This window comes from Mesorhizobium sp. M6A.T.Cr.TU.016.01.1.1 (genome assembly GCF_003952585.1).
Classification (GTDB): Bacteria; Pseudomonadota; Alphaproteobacteria; order Rhizobiales; family Rhizobiaceae; genus Mesorhizobium; species Mesorhizobium mediterraneum.
The window spans coordinates 2,072,254-2,088,987 of the sequence record NZ_CP034452.1 but is presented as its reverse complement, the minus strand read 5'-3'; the positions used below and the strand labels follow the sequence as shown (position 1 = coordinate 2,088,987).

Here is a 16,734-nt window from a genome sequence, read left to right as displayed (position 1 = left end):
AGGCCGAAGCTGTTTTCAGCATGCGTCCCACTCGGATATTTTCAACCGACAGACTATCTTGCGCGGCGGATGGCCCTATCTTATGCCCGCCTGACACTTGCCTGACTGACTCTGGCCAACCTGACGCTGGCCGATCTGACCTCTGGCCCATCTGAACTCGGGGAGCGAAACCAATGAACAAGCCCGCCACCACCGCGCATGTGCCCGGCCGCGGCCGCATCTACAATTCGATCACCGAAACGATCGGCGACACCCCGCTGGTGCGGCTCGACAAGTTCGCCAATGAAAAGGGCGTCGTCGCCAATCTGCTGGCCAAGCTCGAATTCTTCAACCCGATCGGCTCGGTCAAGGACCGCATCGGCGTCTCGATGATCGAGGCGCTGGAGGCATCGGGCAGGATTGCGCCCGGCAGGACCACGCTGATTGAGCCGACCTCGGGCAACACCGGCATCGCGCTCGCCTTCGCCGCCGCCGCCAAGGGCTACAAGCTGATCCTGACCATGCCGGAGACCATGTCGGTCGAACGCAGGAAAATGCTGGCGCTGCTCGGCGCCGAACTGGTGCTGACCGAAGGGCCGAAAGGTATGAAGGGCGCCATCGCCAAGGCCGACGAGCTGGCCGCGACGCTGCCCGACGCCATCATTCCGCAGCAGTTCGAAAATCCGGCCAATCCGGAAATCCACCGCCGCACCACGGCCGAGGAAATCTGGAATGACACCCAAGGCGAAGTCGACATCTTCGTCGCCGGCATCGGCACCGGCGGCACCATCACCGGCGTCGGTCAGGTGCTGAAGCAGCGCAAGCCCTCCGTGCATGTCGTCGCCGTCGAGCCGGAAGCCTCGCCGGTGCTGTCGGGCGGCCAGCCCGGCCCGCACAAGATCCAGGGCATCGGCGCCGGCTTCGCGCCGAAGATCCTCGACACGACGATCTATGACGAGATCGTCAAGGTCTCCAACGAGGATTCGGTCGCCAATGCCCGACTCGTCGCCCGCCTCGAAGGCGTGCCGGTCGGCATCTCTTCGGGCGCCGCCCTGCAGGCGGCGGTCGTCGTTGGCTCTCGGCCGGAGAACAAGGGCAAGAACCTGGTGGTCGTTATTCCATCCTTCGCCGAACGCTATCTGTCGACGATCCTGTTCGAAGGGCTGGGTGCTTAGGTCCTCGACACGGGAATTCCGATAGATTCGTAGCGATCCTTCACGCCCCCCTCTGCCCTGCCGGGCATCTCCCCACTTGGGGGAGATTGGCAGCTTCAGCGCGCAGCTCACTCCTGCAACGTTGGCGGTTGGCGAAAGTCGGAATGATGGCCGATCTCCTCCCTGTTTGGACCGGGGACATCGCGAACAGGTGTGCGAGGACATCGCGAACAGTTTGGCGCGCTTTGCGCTGGGGGGTTCGAGATGCCATTCGAGGACACGAGCGTGCTGAAACGGAAGCTGGAGTTTGTGCGGCTGGCTGCGGCGGAAGGAGCGAATATGAGCGCGTTGTGCCGACGCTTCGGGATCGGCCGGACATGCGCTTACAAGTTGCTCGCGCGTTGGCGGGCTATTGGCGAGGCCGGGCTTTTGGAGCGTTCGCGCCGGCCGCAGTCGAGCCCGACGCGCAGCGCACACGAGATCGAGGCGGCAGCGCTTTCGGTGCGCACGACGCATCCGGCCTGGGGCGGGCGCAAGATCGCCCGGGTGCTGGCGCGCCAGGGGCTGGGCAATCCGGCCGCCTCGACGGTGACTGGCATCCTGCGCCGCAACGGCGTCGAGTTGGGTGCGCTGGGTGGCGGCGCCAAAGCGTTCATCCGCTTCGAGCACGCCGCTCCCAACGACCTGTGGCAGATGGACTTCAAGGGCCATGTGCCGTTGCGCGCCGGGCGGCTGCACCCGTTGACCGTGCTCGACGATCATTCGCGCTTCTCGCTGGTGCTGGAAGCTTGCCCCGACCAAACCACCGAAACTGTCAAAACCCGCCTGATCGCCGCCTTCCGGCGCTACGGCCTGCCGTGGCGCATCGCCACCGACAACGGCCCGCCCTGGGGCGACGGCGGCCGCAACAACTTCACCATGCTCGGCGTCTGGCTGATCGAGAACGGCATAACGATCGGCCATTCCAGACCCTGCCACCCACAGACGCTGGGCAAGGAGGAGCGCTTCCACCGCACGCTCAAGGCCGAGGCGCTGCAGGGGCCGCCCTTCGACAGCCTGCAGGCGGCACAGCGCGCCTTCGATGCCTGGCGTCACATCTACAACGCCGAGCGGCCGCACCAGGCCATTGCGGACGCTGTGCCGCTCGACCGCTATCGGGCTTCGGCGCGCGACTTCGCCGATGCCGTCCAGCCATTCGAATACGCGCCCGGCGACCAGGTCCGCAGAATCCAGCAGAAGGGCACAACTTCGCTGTTCGGACACGCCGTCAAGATCTGCAAGGCGTTTGCCGGCAAGGCCGTCGCCTTCCGCCCTACCGAAACCGACGGCGTCTTCGACGCCTACTTCCGTCATCAGAAAATCCAAACCATCGACCTCAACGCAAGCCAACGATAAGATGGGAAACTGTTCGCGATGTCCTCGCACACTTGTTCGCGATGTCCCCGGTCCAAACACTCCCGTGTGGGGGAGATGTCCGGCAGGACAGAGGGGGGCGCTGTCCCGCCGGCATCAAAAGTTCCGCGGCGACACTTCGGTCTGGACCGCTGAAAAAACACCTGTGGCGGCCGCCGCTCGCTTGAGTAAAGTTGCGCTTCCGGTCAGATCGTCGCCGGCCTTGCATCGGCTGGCGGAGGATTTCATGTACAAGCTCTATACCCGTGCCAACACTGGCGGCTTTGTCGTCGAGGCGGCGCTCGCTTTGGCGGGTGTGCCTTTCGACCAGGTCGACGTTCCGAAATCGACCTCGCCCGATCAGGCCTTTCTCGACATCAGCCCCTTGAATCAGGTGCCGGTCCTGGTCTTGCCGGACGGAAGCTCGATGACCGAGTCGGCGGCGATCTGCATCCTGCTTGCCGAACGCCACCCGGAAGCAGCTCTGGCGCCGGCAGCGAACTCGCCCGCCCGCGCCGATTTCCTGCGCTGGATGACCTTCATGTCGTCGGTCATCTATCAGGCTGACCTGCGGTTCTTCTACGCTCATCGCTACACCGCCGATCCCGGCGGCGTGGACGCCGTCAAGCAGGCGGCGATCTCGGAAATGGATCGCGGCTTGGCCATTCTCGACGCTGCCCTCGAAGGCCGTGACTGGCTGGTCGGCAACCGGCTCTCGCTGGCCGACATCTATCTTATCATGCTGGTGGCCTGGCATCCCGAGATCGAAAAAGTCCGCACCAACCGGCCGAACATCGAACGCCTGTGGGCCACGTTACGGCAGCATCCGGTGATGAGGAAATTGAACGCCTCCCACGCCATGTGGCCGGCCTGAACCGATTGTCTCGTCTCAGGCTTTGTCCGCGCGGCCGAGCCCAGCCCGTCGTTCCTGCAGGAACCGGCGCACGGCCAGGTCGCGTTCGAGGCCGATCGCCCGGTCATAGGCCTCAGTCGCTTCCCGAGTTTTGCCGAGCCTGGCCAGAAGGCCCGCGCGGGCGGCCCAATAAGGCTGATAATCATGCAGCCGCTTGTCATCGCCAAGCTCATCAAGTGCGCTCAATCCCGCCGCAGCGCCGTCGGCCTCGGCAATGGCCACCGCGCGGTTGATCGACACGACAGGCGAGGCGGCAATCACCGACAGCGCGTCGTAGAGATGTCTGATCGCGACCCAGTCGGTCCGGCCGGTCAGCCGTCTTGTCGTATGGGCGGATTGCACGGCCGCCTCGAGCTGGTAGCGGCCGACGACGCCCTTGGCGGCGGCTCGCCTCAGCAATGTCTCTGCTTCGTCGATCAAGGCGTGGTCCCACAGCGCAAGCTCCTGCTCGGCCAATGGCACATAGTCGCCGGCGGCGTTGCGCCGCGCCGCACGCCGCGCCTCGGCAAACAGCATCAGCGCCAGCAGGCCAAGCGCTTCCGGCTCATCCGGCATCAGCGACGCCACCAGACGGCCGAGCCAGATGCCTTCGGTCGCGAGATTGCGGCGCCGGGTTTCGGTGCCGGCCGGGTCGGACCAGCCCTCGGCGAACGCGGCGTAGATCGCTTCCAGCACCGCATCCAGCCGCTCGCCGAGCTCGGTTCTTTCAGGCACCCGGAACGGAATGCCGGTCTCGCGGATGCGGTTTTTGGCGCGCACCAGGCGCTGGCCCATCGTTGCCGGTGACACCAGGAAGGCCGAGGCGATCGTCGCCGCGTCGAAGCCCAGAATGGCCTGCAGGATCAGCGGCGCTCGCACGCCCGCCTCGATCGCCGGATGGGCGCAGGCAAACATCAGCCGCAGCCGCTCGTCGGGCAGGTCTTCATCGATGATGCGAGCCTCCATCTCCTCGGCGATCAGCCTGAGATGGTCGCGGCCCGCCTCGCTGGTCAGCCGCCGCCGGATGGCGTCGACGCGGCGCCGGCGCGCCACCGCCAGCAGCCAGGCTTCGGGCTTCTGCGGCACGCCGGTTTGCGGCCAGCGCTCCAGCGCCGCCGCAAAGGCGTCGGCCAGGGCGTCCTCGGCGCTGACTACATCACGCATGCGCGCGGCGAGATAGGCGATCAGCTTGCCGTAGCTTTGCCGGGCGGCCGCTTCCGCCGCCGCCCGCGCGATGTCAGGCCGTTCCGATATCACATTGTCTGTTCCCAGATCGGCCGCACCTCCACCGTGCCGGTGCTGGCACCCGGACAGCGCGCCGCCCAGGCAATCGCGGCATCGGCATCCTCGGCCTCGATCATGTAGAAGCCTGCGAGCTGTTCCTTGGTGTCGGCATACGGGCCGTCGAGCACGTTGGTCTTGCCATTGGCCATCCGCACCGAGGTCGCGGCCTGGGTCGGCTTCAGCCGGTCGCCGGCCAACCAGGCGCCGGACTTCTTCAACGCCTCGGTATAGGCGCCATAGGCTGCGCTGATCTCGTAGGTCTTGTCGGTCGGCGCGGCCGCCATCGCGGCTTCGTTCACGTAGATCAAAAGCATGTATCGCATGGTCTTCTCTCCCATGTTCACAGGGCCGCATCATTGCGAGCCGGACGTATGTCGCGCGGCCCGGCCCGATTTCGACAGGCGTCGGAAAAATCTTTCGGCTCCGATGGCGTTTTACGCAAGCGGCCATGCGTTGCGGCATCACTCAGCCGTTCGTCTAATGGATACTATTGCGGGTTGGCATTTCCCGCCCGCTGTCTAAACTCGCCTCGGCTCGTGCTGGGAGGGTGGCACGGCCGCTGATATTTCAGGGAGGAAATCGCATGCTCAATTTCAGGACGAAGTTTGTTGCCGCCGGCGCGCTGGCGCTGTCGCTGGGCCTTGGCGCGGTGTCGGCCAAGGCGCAGGAATTCATCAACGTGCTGACCGGCGGCACCTCGGGCGTCTACTATCCGCTCGGCGTCGCGCTGTCGGAAATCTACGGCAAGGGCATCGAAGGTGCCCGCACCCAGGTCCAGGCGACGAAAGCTTCGGTCGAGAACCTCAATTTGTTGCAGCAGGGCAAGGGCGAGATCGCCTTCGCGCTCGGCGATTCCGTCAAGCTGGCCGCCGAGGGCAATACCGAAGCCGGCTATCCGGGCAAGCTCGACAAGCTGCGCGGCATCGCCGCCATCTATCCCAACTACATCCAGATCGTTGCCAGTAAGGAGTCCGGCATCAAGACGCTCGCCGACCTCAAGGGCAAGAGCCTGTCGGTCGGCGCGCCGGCCTCCGGCACTGAGCTCAACGCCCGCGCCATCTTCGCCGCCGCCGGGCTGAAATACGAGGATCTCGGACGGGTTGAGTATCTGCCCTTCGCCGAATCGGTCGAGCTGATCAAGAACCGCCAGCTCGACGCCACGCTGCAATCGGCCGGCCTCGGCGTCGCCTCGATCCGCGACCTCGCCACCTCGGTGCCGATCAACGTCGTTGCCGTGCCGGCGGAGGATGTCGCCAAGATCGGCTCGCCCTATCTTTCGGTGACCATTCCTAAGGGCACCTATGAGGGCCAGACCGAGGATGTTGCGACCGCCGCCGTCGGCAACTTCCTCATCACCAGCGCCGACGTCTCCGACGAGACCGCCTATCAGATGACCAAGCTGCTGTTTGAAAATCTCGACCAGCTCACCGCTGCCCATGCCGCCGCCAAGGCGATCGACCCGGCCAAGGCGCTCGACGGCATGCCGGTGCCGCTGCATCCAGGCGCCGAGAGGTATTACAAGGAGAAGGGGCTGGTGAAGTAAGGGCGCTCCCTCCCCCTTGAGGGGAGGGTGCCGAGCGAAGCGAGGCGGGTGGGGTCGGTTCAGGCCGCGCACTGCCGCAACGACCCCACCCGTCCATCCGCCTTCGGCGGCTGTCCACCCTCCCCTCGAGGGGAGGGGCGCCCGCCAGGAACCCCGCCAATGACCGATACCCCGACCATTCTCTCCCCCACCGCCGAAGCTCCGGTCGAAGGGCTGCCGCCGGGTTTCGGCGAAGGCATCGCCGGCAAGGCCGCCTTTCTCATCGCCGTCGCCTTTTCCATCTTCCAGATCTACATCGCCGCTTATGGCAGCCTGCCGAGCCAGGTGGTGCGCGCCATGCATGTCGGCTTCTTGCTGCTGCTCGGCTTTGGCCTGATCGCCAATCTGCGCGCCACAAGCATCCCGGCGAAAGCAGCGTTCTGGGCACTCGGCGTGCTCGGATTCGCCACCGGCCTGTATAATTGGGTGTTCTATGCCGACCTCATCCGGCGCTCCGGCTTCCTCACCACGCCGGACCTGATCGTCGGCACGGTGCTGGTCGTGCTGGTCTTCGAGGCCGCGCGGCGGTTGATGGGGCTGCCGCTTGCCCTGATCGCCTTGATCTTCCTCGCTTACGCATTTGCCGGCAATCACCTACCGTCGCCCTTCATCCATCGCGGCTATGATTTCGCCCAGCTCGTCGACACCTTCGCCTTTGGCACGGAAGGCATATACGGCACGCCGGTCTACGTCTCGGCCGCCTACATCTTCATCTTCGTCGTCTTCGCCGCCTTTCTCGAACGCGCCGGCATGATCGCGCTGTTCAACGATTTCGCCCTTGGCCTGGTCGGGTCGTGGCGCGGCGGCCCGGCCCAGGTCTGCGTCCTGTCATCGGCGCTGATGGGCACCATTTCCGGCTCCGGCGTCGCCAACGTGGTGGCCAGCGGCCAGTTCACCATCCCGCTTATGAAGCGCTTCGGCTTCCGCCCGGCTTTCGCCGGCGCCGTCGAGGCGACCTCCTCGATGGGCGGCCAGATCATGCCGCCGGTGATGGGTGCGGTCGCCTTCATCATGGCCGAGACGCTGAACATCCCCTATGCCGAAGTGGTCAAGGCGGCGATCATCCCGGCGCTGCTCTATTTCGGCGCCTGTTTCTGGCAGGTGCATCTGGAAGCCGGCAAGGCCGACCTGCACGGCATGGCCAAAGCGGATCTGCCCAATCCGTGGGACGCGGTGAGAAGACATTGGCCGCTGGTGCTGCCGCTTGCCGCGCTCATCTATCTGCTGTTTGCCGGCTATACGCCGATCTTCGCCGGCACCATGGGGCTGGCGCTGACCATCGTGCTCATCCTCGGCACGCCGCTGGCGGCGTTGATCGGGCCGCTTGCCTTCCGCATTGTCTTCTGGCTGGCGCTGGGGCTTGCCGCCGCCTCTTTCATGAAGTTCGGCGTCAACATCCTCAGCCTTGTGATCGCGGCGCTCGTCATCGCTTGCTTCACCTTCAGGGGCGGACGCGAGACGTTGCAGATATGCATAGACTCGCTTGCCGAGGGAGCAAAGAACGCGCTGCCGGTCGGCATCGCCTGCGCCATTGTCGGCATCGTCATCGGCACGCTGACGCTCACCGGCATCGCCTCGACCTTCATCGGCTGGATCATCTCCATCGGCGAGAACAACCTGTTCCTGTCGCTGCTGCTGACCATGCTGACCTGCCTGGTGCTCGGCATGGGCATCCCGACCATCCCCAATTACATCATCACCTCGTCGCTGGCCGGGCCGGCCCTGTTGGCGCTCGACGTGCCGCTGCTGGTCAGCCATATGTTCGTCTTCTATTTCGGCATCATGGCCGACCTCACCCCGCCGGTGGCGCTGGCCGCTTTCGCCGCCGCGCCAATGGCCAAGGAGAGCGGCCTCAAGATCGGCATCCAAGCCACCAAGCTTGCCGTCGCCGGCTTCGTCGTGCCGTTCATGGCGGTCTACACCCCGGCGCTGATGTTGCAGGACGCCGGTCCGATCGCCGCCCAGTTCGGCTATCCCGTCGAGGTCGCCTATATCGTCGCCAAGGCCTGCATGGGCATCGTCCTGTGGGGCGCGGCCGCTGTCGGGTTCCTCGCCCGGCGCATGGCCTGGTGGGAACGTCTCGTCGCCTTCTGCGCAGGCGCGCTGCTGGTTGCCGCGCTGCCGCTCACCGACGAGGCCGGCTGGGCGCTCTCTCTTGTCTGGATCGGCTGGCACTGCTGGCGTGCACGGCAGGCGTCCGGGACCGCATGAGCCTTTGTATCCTGGCCGCCGGCAAGACGGTGACGCTGGCTGTCGCCGCTTTCACGCTGTCCTGGACGCATTCGGTGGAAAAGACGCATTGGCAGGAAGACTGGAAGGTGATGCCTTCCGGCCTGCAAATCGTCGAGGCACGGATCAAGGGCTCGGGCGCCGGCATGGAGCCGCCCGAGGGCGCGCTTCTGCGGGACGGCTGGTGGGCCTACACGCCCCCGATCAAGCCTCAGCCGCGCCTCGTGCTCGCCGCATCCGGCGCCACCGGCGAAGGCTGGACACTGTGCACGGTTGAAGACTGCCGCGAACTGGGCAAGGCGGCCGGCGGCACGATCGTGTTGGAACCGTGCGAGGGTTCGAGCCAGCCGCGATAGCGCACGATTAATCCAGTGAGCGGATGCGAGATCTCGACATGGAAGCGGAAGCGGCCGTTCTCCACGCTCTCAAAAGATGTCGAGCGCGGGCAAAGCCACATCGGCAGCTTCAGGCCAATAATGCTCCAGCGGCTCAGCACGAGCGACAGCCGGTTCTCCTCGGCGACCAGCGCCATGGCGAAGGTCAGCGGGCCGAAGCGTTCGCACAGCAACCACTCGGATCGGCCGCATCCGGCGAACTGGCGGCTGGAGAAACCCTGCCCGCCGAATGTCCGCGTCCAGGTTTCTTCGTTTTCGTTGGCGTGGAAGCGGACATCGACCGGGATGTCGTCACGGGTCTTCGGAAACCCGACCAGCCAGGCTGCAAGCCGGCCAAACATATTGCCTCCGCGCTCGACGCTGGCGCGTCCCTGCGCCTTGGTCGTGCCATCGTGCATGGCGCGGATCTCCTTGGGCAGGTTTTGCCAGGCGTCGCCGAGCAAGGCGGCGTAGAGCGGCTTGTCCGCATCGGCGGTATCGTCCCTGAAGCCGGTATGGATCGTCCGGTTGGCAAACAGCGCTTCATAGTCCTCGAGTTCCAGGTCGCGCACGGCCGCCCGCGCTCCTGGCGCAGGCATATGTCCGTCCAGCGCCTTGCGCACCAGCGCCTCGACCGCCATCGACGGGATCAGCGGCCCGTCATTGCCCTCCGCCAGCAGATGCCATGAGCGCCTGACCAGCGTACGCGACCGATCCGCGCCTTCCACCGCGACAAACATGCCGCCGCGATGCTCGCCCCAGCGCAGCCGGTTGCTCGCCCAGTGCATGAGCGAAGCCAAGGGCAAGAGCGAGCGGACCAGGCCGGCGCGCACGAGCCAGGCGAGACCGATCAGAGCGCGGTGCAGCACTTCCGGCACCGGCCCGGCGCCCATCCAGATCGTCTGTGCCTGCGGCCAGAGATCGGCGAGCGCCCGCAGGTCCGGCACGTCGACCAGCGAGAACAACGTGCTCCTCAGCGGCAGGCGGCCGGGCGGCGCGATCGTGTAACGCATCTGTTCGGTGAACGGGTGGCCCTGCGACGGTTCGCCGTCGCGTGCGAGCTGCACTGGTTGTCCGGCATAGCCGGCAATGGCGCGGATGACGTTTTCGCCGACCCCGGCAAAGGGCGACGGCGCGATGCCGCCACGAATGGTCTCGACCCGCGCCATATCAAGAGATAGCCGGCGCACCGCCGCTGCCGTCAGCACCGGAAAGCTGGAAACTCCGGACAGCACGAAAAGACCGGTCTCGCGCGCCGCCGCGTCGAATGCAGAAACGCCGGCGACGAAATCCGACCCGTCGGCGAGATCGAGATAGTTGACGCCCTGGGCGATACAGGCCTCGATAACGCGGTAGCGCCCCTCGCCATAGGCCTGGAACGGACCGCTGGCGTCGACCATCGTGTCGGGACGCAATGAGGCCAGTTGCGCCGCAAGATCGCCGTCGCGGTCGAACTGTGCCGGCACGAGCCGCGCCTCAGCGCCGTGACGGCTCCCGCAATAGGCATTGGCTTTGGCAAGCGAGCGGCCGGCGATGATCAGCGTCAGGCGCCGGTTGGTTCTCCAGCAGTTCGACGATGCGGCCGCCAAATGTGCCGTAGCCGCCGACGATGAGAACCTTCATCGGCTGCTCTCCCAAGCGCTGCCGCCTCGGGTAGCGCAGAAGCTTCCCAGGAGCCTTCGCTTAGCCAATCAGCCGCCCTTTCAGTTCAGCGGAGGGGATCTCGCAACTCTCTTTCCTGCCGAACAGCGCGTACCGGTTCTTCGCAATGCGGTCATAGAGCCAGTCGCGAAGCGGGCGCGGCAGCAGGAGGAAAGACCTCGCCGCCCGCCACGGCCAGCCCAGTTCGGCCATGACGGCGACGAAACTGTCCAGGCGGGTGAAGGCGGCGCCGTCGATGAGGACCAGATTGGTCTCGTAGCTATCCGTCCGCAGCCCGTATTTTCGAAACAGCGCTTCGCCGAGCGGCGACTGCGCCGTGGCGAAGCGGAAGCGGCTTTTGGGGTCGAGCCTGACCACCATGCGCACGAAGCCCGAGCACAGCACACAGACGCCGTCGAACACGATCAACGGATGGCTTGCATCGAAGGCTGGCTTTTCAGGAGGATGGTTTGGCTGGGTGGTCACGCGGGTCCCGGCTGCTTGGTGTCAAACGACACTAAGCTTGCCGGCGGCGAGATCAAAGCCCCAGAATCTCAGAACCTTGTTGTCGCACGCCGCCGGTCGGCGAGCGCAGAACGCTCCGTGCGATAGGTGGTCGCACGGTGATCGGCGGCCGGCCTGCAGATCCGGCTGTCATGACGGCTTTCCATGGTCGTCATCAGTGCGCGCTGATGCCGAGCGTGTGGCCGCGGCGTGCGCAAGCAGGGCCTGGGCCGCGCATGTAATAGCGCTCCGGCCGGTAGGTCGGCGCGACGAATTCGCGGATGGCGGCAGCGTAGCCGATGAGGTGCGTCAAGAAGTTCATTTTACCTGTCCCTGTCCCGATTTCGGATGTCCCTTCCGAATTGCGAGGATCATAGCGTCGAGGCGTGAATAGTCGGTGAACACGATGTTAATATCTGGTCGAAAATGCCTTGGTTCATGGCCGCAATGCGGCTGATTCGGGGTCTTTCCATGCAGTGCGTCGACATTTCGGTCGATGTGACTTTTGCATCACATATGTTTCGTTTGGATGTCGCTGCGGCGCGCTTCTGTTTCAGCCTTGGCCGGTGCCGCGAAATTTCCGTGCTTGCCCAGGGAAAGTCAGGAACCCGTCCGATAGCCGCACGTTGACGACAAGAGCCGCACCAACCCGGCTCCAGCAGACAGCGGCTTCCGTGCGGAACCGCCGCCGGAATCCCAACACAGCGAGAACGATGGAAAGGCAAAAGCCATGGGTTTCTTTTCGAAAGACATCAAGACGCTGGACGACCTCTTCGTCCACACGCTGCGCGACATCTATTACGCCGAAAAACAGATCGAGAAGGCGCTGCCGAAGATGATCGACAAGGCGACCAATCCGCAATTGAAAGTCGGCCTGGAGAAGCACCTCGGGCAGACCAAGGGCCATATCGCGCGCGTCGAGAACGTGTTCGAACTGCACGGCGTGAAGGCCAAGACGGTCAACTGTCCGGCCATCGACGGCATTCTCGAGGAAGCCGATGAAGTCAGCGGCGACATCGACGACAAGGATGTTCTCGACGCCGCCCTGATCGCATCCGCGCAAGCGGTCGAGCACTATGAGATAACCCGTTACGGCACGTTGATTGCCTGGGCCAAGCAGCTTGGCCGCAGCGACTGCGCCAATGTCCTGGCCAACAACATCAAGGAAGAGCAGGCAACCGACCGCAAGCTTACCGAGATCGCGGAGGCCAAGGTCAACCTTCAAGCCGCCGAATAGCACTCTCGATCGAGGCAACGCCGGGCAATCCGGCGTGCCTCGCTCTTCGCGGGGCCGGAACTGAAACGATTTCTATCCGTTCAAGACCTCGTGCCGGCGTCGCCAAGCCGAAGCCTTCGACGCCATAGCAAATCCGCATAGGATCGCGTGTCATGGCCAGCCTTGAGCAGTATCACGCCAAGCGCGATTTCAAGAAGACCGCCGAGCCGGCCGGCAAGGTCGTTCGCAGCAGGAAAGGTGAGGCCGGCGGCATCTTTGTCATCCAAAAGCACGCCGCGACACGGCTGCATTACGACCTTCGCCTCGAACACAATGGCGTGCTGTGGAGCTGGGCGATAACCCGGGGCCCGAGCCTCGATCCGCATGAAAAGCGGTTCGCCGTGCATGTCGAGGATCACCCAATCGACTACGCGTCCTTCGAGGGCACCATTCCCAAGGGCGAATATGGCGGCGGCTCGGTCATCGTCTGGGACGAAGGCAGATGGCAACCGGAGACCGATCCGGCCCAGGCGATGAAAAAGGGCCATATCAGCTTCGAGTTGCACGGCCACAAGCTGAACGGTCTCTGGCATCTGGTGCGCCTGAAGCCGCGTCCCGGCAAAACGCGCGACAATTGGCTGCTGATCAAATCCGACGATGTCGCCGCCCGGCCGGGCGAGGACATTTTGCAGGAGGCGCCAGAATCGGTGAAGTCGGGCCTGACGATCGAGGAGGTCGGCGAAGGCAAGACCGCCGATGGCAAGAAGCCAAGGGTCTGGCATTCGAACAAACGGCTCGCTAGCAAGGCGAAGGCCAAGGCGGCAAAGCAGCTCGAATTCATTGAACCATGCCTCGCCACACTGCAAAGGGATGCCCCTCCCGGCAAGGAATGGCTGCATGAGGTGAAATTCGACGGCTACCGCATGCAGGCGCAGCTTGCCGGCATTGAGGTGCGGCTCTTGACGCGCACCGGCCTTGACTGGACGGACAAGTTCGGCGGCGAGATTGTTGCGGAACTCGGGCGCCTGAAATGCATGGATGCCATCATTGACGGCGAGATCGTCGTGCTGGCGGACAGCGGCGTCTCGTCCTTCGCGCTGCTCCAGGCGGATCTGTCGGCGCGCCGCACGGATCGTTTTCTCTATTACGTCTTCGACCTGATGCGTCTCGACGGCGAGGATCTGCGCACAGAGCCGCTGGTCGAGCGCAAGCAGGCTTTGCAGGACTTGCTTGGCAAACAGCCAGACAATTCGGCAGTCCGCTTCAGCGACCATTTTGCCGAACCGGGCAAGGTCATGCTGGAGCACGCCTGCCGCATGGGGCTGGAGGGTATCGTCTCCAAGCGCGCCGACGCGGCCTATCGCAGCGGCCGCGGCTTGTCCTGGGTGAAGTCGAAATGCACGCTTCGCCAGGAATTCGTCATCGGCGGCTACCTGCCGTCGGAGAAGACCGGGCGTGGATTGCGCTCCTTGCTGGTCGGCTACCATGAGGGCGGCAAGCTGCACTATGCCGGCCGTGTCGGCACCGGCTTTTCGATGCAGGGCACCAACGACCTGAAGAAGAAGCTTGATGCTCTGAAGGCGAAGACCTCGCCCTTCGACAGGGCGCTACCGAGGGGCAAAGGGCTGGGCAAAGGAGTGGTTTGGGTGAAGCCAGACCTTGTCGGCGAAGTGGAGTTCCGTACCTGGACGTCCGACCGTATAATACGCCACGCCTCGTTCCAGGGATTGCGCGAGGACAAACCGGCGGAGGAAGTCGTGCAGGAAAAGCCAAAGGCACCCGCAGGCAAGGCCGATACCGAGGAAAAGCCTGCCGGGGGCAAGGGCACCTCTGTTGAATCCTCGGGGGCGGCAAAAACCGCCGTAAAGCTTTCTCATCCCGACAAGCTTCTGTGGCCGCAGGAGAAGGTATCGAAGCAGGGCCTGCTCGATCATTACGCTTTGGTCTGGCCGCGCCTGCAACAATTCGTCGTCAATCGGCCGCTAAGCCTGGTGCGTGCGCCGGACGGCGTCGAGGGCCAGCGCTTTTTCCAGAAGCATGCATCGGCCGGCATGCATGACAAGATCGCCAGGATGAAGGATCCGACGGACGGCGAGGAGATCCTGTTCATCCGCGACTTCGACGGTGTCGCTGCCTTGGTCCAGCTCGGCGTGGTCGAGATCCATATCTGGGGCTGCACCATCGACGAACTGGATAAGCCGGACCAGATCATCTTCGATCTCGATCCCGACGAAGGCGTCGACGTGAAAGCGGTGCGCGCGGCGGCGCTCGAAATCCGCGGTAGGCTCGATGAGCTGTCCTTGCCGAATTTCGTCAAGACGTCGGGTGGCAAGGGCTACCATGTCGTCGTGCCTCTGAAACCATCGGCGGATTGGGATGAGGTGAAAGACTTCGCCCATGATTTCGCCCGCGCGCTGGAACAGGCGGCACCCGACCGCTACACGGCGACGCTGTCGAAGAAGGCGCGCACCGGAAAAATCTTCGTCGACTATCTGCGCAATAGCCGCGGCTCGACCACGGTGGCGCCTTATTCGTCGCGGGCCAAGAAGGGCGCTACCGTGTCGATGCCGGCGACCTGGGCGGAGATCGAGGCCGGACTGGCGCCGAACGCATTTCCGATCGGCGACAAGACGACGCTGAAGCAGTTGGCCGAAGCCGATCCGTGGAAGGATTTTTTCAGGCAGGGCAAGGTGCTCAAGCGCGGCTAGCAATCAAGCGAGAAACACCTTCTCGAACGCCTGCTTGCCCGTCGGCGAAAAGATCACCGCGCGGCTGTCTTTCTCGCGCCTTGCCCATTTTTCGGCAAGGATCTTGTCGAGAATGGCGGCGCCCAGCGTGCCGGCAAGATGTGAGCGCCGCACGCTCCAGTCGAGGCACGCCCGGCACACCGGTCGTCGCGCCTTGCTCTCGACACCGATGCCAATCGCGGCAAAATACGAGGCGGCCGACGGCCCAAGCCTGATCTCCTTGTCGTCGCGCAGGAGCACTTGTCGAGCGACAAGGCGGTCGAGCATCGCCACGGCCTGTTCTCCGGCGAGGTGGTCGTAGCAGACACGCGCCACGCGCATGGCCGCATCACGGGGACCCGGCCGGACCCGCTGCGGCCCGACCGCTGCGGCGACACCGGTGATGGCTTCGATCATGCCAGCCACCTGCGGCCCGGCGAGGCCGTAATAGCGATGCCGCCCCTGGCTTGCCAGCGTCAGCAGCCCGCCCTCCATCAGTTTCGACAGATGCGAGCTGGCGGTCGGCAGCGACACACCGGCCTCGAGCGCCAGTTCGCTCGCCGTCAACGCCGTGCCGCCCATCAGCGCGGTCAGCATGTTTGCCCGCGCCGGATCGCCGACCAGGCTGCCGATGCGGGCTATATCTGGTCCTTCACGCATAGTTCGTTCCTCATCGAAGCATTCCTGTCAGATAACCACTAACCTCCACTGAGATCAAGGAGACGACGATGACTGCAAGAACCGTTCCCGACGCCGTATCCACTGGCCGGTTCGGCCGCCGGCCGTTTCCGTTTTTCGTCTTGCGCCGGTTGCATTTGCGGCTCCTGGCGCGGTGGCACGACCGCTATCTGCAGCGCCTCGACCTTGCCGAGATCGACGAGCATCTTTTGCGCGACCTTGGCCTGACGCCGGAAGACGTTCGCCACGAATGCGCGAAATCGTTCTGGCAAGCATGACCAGCGGAGAAATTGCCTAGCACACTAGAACCACTGAACATTTCGACACCGCTCGAACTGTGGGCGCAAGAATGCATCCACCCGTCTAGGAGACAAAAGATGACCATCACCTGCTTCATCCGCTACGAGATCGACCCGTTCGGCAAGGCGGCGTTCGAGGAATATGCCCGTAACTGGGGCCAGGCCATTCCGCGCTGCGGCGCCGATCTGATCGGCTATTTTGCTCCGCATGAAGGCTCGGCCACGACCGCCTACGCCGCCTACAACATCGACAGCCTGGCGGCTTACGAGGCCTACCGTGCCAGGCTGGCCGCCGATCCGGTCGGCAAGGCGAATTACGAGTTCGCGCGGCGTGAAAGATTCATCCTGAAGGAGGATCGCATGTTCCTGAAGCTGGCGTCCGGGCCGCATGCCTCTCTGGTGAAATTATGATCGCCGTCATCTTCGAGGTCGAGCCGGCAGCGGGCAAGCGCGATGCCTATCTCGGCCTCGCCGCCGACCTGCGCCCGCTGCTCGACGGCATCGACGGTTTTCTCACTATCGAGCGCTTTCAGAGCCTCACTGACCCGAATCGCATCCTGTCGCTGTCGTTCTGGCGCGACGAGGAGGCGGTGAAGGCCTGGCGCAACACGGAGGAACATAGGCGGGCGCAGAAGGCCGGCCGTGGCGGCATCTTTGCCGACTATCGTCTGCGCATCGCCCATGTCGTGCGCGACTATGGCCTGACCGAACGGGCCGAGGCGCCTGAGGACAGCCGGGTGGTGCATGGGTGAGTGGACCGGCGTGGCTCCCTTCCCCCCTTGTG

16 protein-coding genes and 1 pseudogene are annotated in these 16,734 nt (G+C 64.4%); 11 read left to right on the top strand and 6 right to left on the bottom strand.

All coding sequences use genetic code 11. From position 1 onward, the window contains the following. Positions 1–173: 173 nt before the first annotated feature. From cysK to EJ075_RS09780, 3 genes are all read left to right on the top strand, one after another. A complete protein-coding gene (cysK, locus tag EJ075_RS09790) occupies positions 174–1,154 on the top strand; it encodes a cysteine synthase A (protein ID WP_126104211.1) in 981 nt (326 codons plus the stop codon). Positions 1,155–1,397: 243 nt separating this feature from the next. After that, on the top strand, positions 1,398–2,528 hold the full coding sequence (locus EJ075_RS09785; protein ID WP_126104210.1) for an IS481 family transposase: 1,131 nt from the start codon (positions 1,398–1,400) through the stop codon (positions 2,526–2,528). Between the two features lie 244 nt (positions 2,529–2,772). Beyond that, the gene (locus tag EJ075_RS09780) at positions 2,773–3,399 is read left to right on the top strand and encodes a glutathione S-transferase family protein (RefSeq protein ID WP_126104209.1); all 627 of its coding nucleotides are present in this window, start codon (positions 2,773–2,775) and stop codon (positions 3,397–3,399) included. Between the two features lie 15 nt (positions 3,400–3,414). Here the strand turns inward: EJ075_RS09780 and EJ075_RS09775 are convergent, their stop codons facing one another. Both EJ075_RS09775 and EJ075_RS09770 read right to left on the bottom strand, forming a co-directional pair. Continuing rightward, positions 3,415–4,671, bottom strand: coding sequence for a DUF6596 domain-containing protein (locus EJ075_RS09775; protein ID WP_126107294.1), 1,257 nt, complete (start codon positions 4,669–4,671; stop codon positions 3,415–3,417). Further along, positions 4,671–5,024: a YciI family protein gene (locus EJ075_RS09770; protein ID WP_095485097.1), complete on the bottom strand. Its 354-nt coding sequence runs from the start codon at positions 5,022–5,024 to the stop codon at positions 4,671–4,673. The genes EJ075_RS09775 and EJ075_RS09770 overlap by 1 nt, the downstream gene beginning before the upstream one ends. Positions 5,025–5,284: 260 nt before the next feature. On the opposite strand from EJ075_RS09770, the gene EJ075_RS09765 reads away from it, so the two are divergent. The 3 genes from EJ075_RS09765 to EJ075_RS33500 all read left to right on the top strand — a co-directional run bounded on the left by EJ075_RS09765 (position 5,285) and on the right by EJ075_RS33500 (position 8,868). Then, positions 5,285–6,244, top strand: a complete 960-nt coding sequence (locus EJ075_RS09765) for a TAXI family TRAP transporter solute-binding subunit (protein WP_126104208.1) — start codon at positions 5,285–5,287, stop codon at positions 6,242–6,244. A gap of 159 nt (positions 6,245–6,403) precedes the next feature. Next, positions 6,404–8,494, top strand: coding sequence for a TRAP transporter permease (locus EJ075_RS09760; protein WP_126104207.1), 2,091 nt, complete (start codon positions 6,404–6,406; stop codon positions 8,492–8,494). Further along, complete coding sequence (locus EJ075_RS33500) at positions 8,491–8,868, top strand: DUF1850 domain-containing protein (RefSeq protein ID WP_126104206.1); 378 nt, start codon at positions 8,491–8,493, stop codon at positions 8,866–8,868. The genes EJ075_RS09760 and EJ075_RS33500 overlap by 4 nt, the downstream gene beginning before the upstream one ends. A gap of 44 nt (positions 8,869–8,912) precedes the next feature. Here EJ075_RS33500 and EJ075_RS09750 read toward each other — a convergent pair. The 3 genes and pseudogenes from EJ075_RS09750 to EJ075_RS09740 form a co-directional block, all read right to left on the bottom strand. After that, positions 8,913–10,475, bottom strand: a pseudogene (locus tag EJ075_RS09750) (DUF4166 domain-containing protein); the annotation flags it as partial. Between the two features lie 94 nt (positions 10,476–10,569). Beyond that, entirely contained in the window at positions 10,570–11,013 is a 444-nt protein-coding gene (locus EJ075_RS09745) for a DCC1-like thiol-disulfide oxidoreductase family protein (protein WP_126104204.1), read from the bottom strand. 193 nt (positions 11,014–11,206) lie between these two features. After that, positions 11,207–11,353, bottom strand: a complete 147-nt coding sequence (locus EJ075_RS09740; protein WP_023801394.1) for a hypothetical protein — start codon at positions 11,351–11,353, stop codon at positions 11,207–11,209. 408 nt (positions 11,354–11,761) lie between these two features. Between EJ075_RS09740 and EJ075_RS09735 the strand changes: the two genes are divergently transcribed. Together EJ075_RS09735 and ligD are read left to right on the top strand one after the other, a co-directional pair. Further along, entirely contained in the window at positions 11,762–12,268 is a 507-nt protein-coding gene (locus tag EJ075_RS09735; RefSeq protein WP_126104203.1) for a ferritin-like domain-containing protein, read from the top strand. 152 nt (positions 12,269–12,420) lie between these two features. After that, a complete protein-coding gene (gene ligD, locus EJ075_RS09730) occupies positions 12,421–14,955 on the top strand; it encodes a DNA ligase D (RefSeq protein ID WP_126104202.1) in 2,535 nt (844 codons plus the stop codon). Between the two features lie 3 nt (positions 14,956–14,958). Here ligD and EJ075_RS09725 read toward each other — a convergent pair whose 3' ends face one another. Then, positions 14,959–15,633: a winged helix-turn-helix domain-containing protein gene (locus tag EJ075_RS09725; RefSeq protein ID WP_126104201.1), complete on the bottom strand. Its 675-nt coding sequence runs from the start codon at positions 15,631–15,633 to the stop codon at positions 14,959–14,961. A 68-nt stretch (positions 15,634–15,701) separates the two neighbouring features. Between EJ075_RS09725 and EJ075_RS09720 the strand changes: the two genes are divergently transcribed. From EJ075_RS09720 to EJ075_RS09710, 3 genes are all read left to right on the top strand, one after another. Then, the gene (locus tag EJ075_RS09720) at positions 15,702–15,929 is read left to right on the top strand and encodes a DUF1127 domain-containing protein (protein ID WP_126104200.1); all 228 of its coding nucleotides are present in this window, start codon (positions 15,702–15,704) and stop codon (positions 15,927–15,929) included. Positions 15,930–16,028: 99 nt separating this feature from the next. Then, a complete protein-coding gene (locus tag EJ075_RS09715; protein WP_095484713.1) occupies positions 16,029–16,361 on the top strand; it encodes an NIPSNAP family protein in 333 nt (110 codons plus the stop codon). Beyond that, positions 16,358–16,702: an antibiotic biosynthesis monooxygenase gene (locus tag EJ075_RS09710; RefSeq protein WP_095484712.1), complete on the top strand. Its 345-nt coding sequence runs from the start codon at positions 16,358–16,360 to the stop codon at positions 16,700–16,702. Before EJ075_RS09715 ends, EJ075_RS09710 begins: the two co-directional genes overlap by 4 nt. The last annotated feature ends 32 nt before the right edge of the window (positions 16,703–16,734 follow it).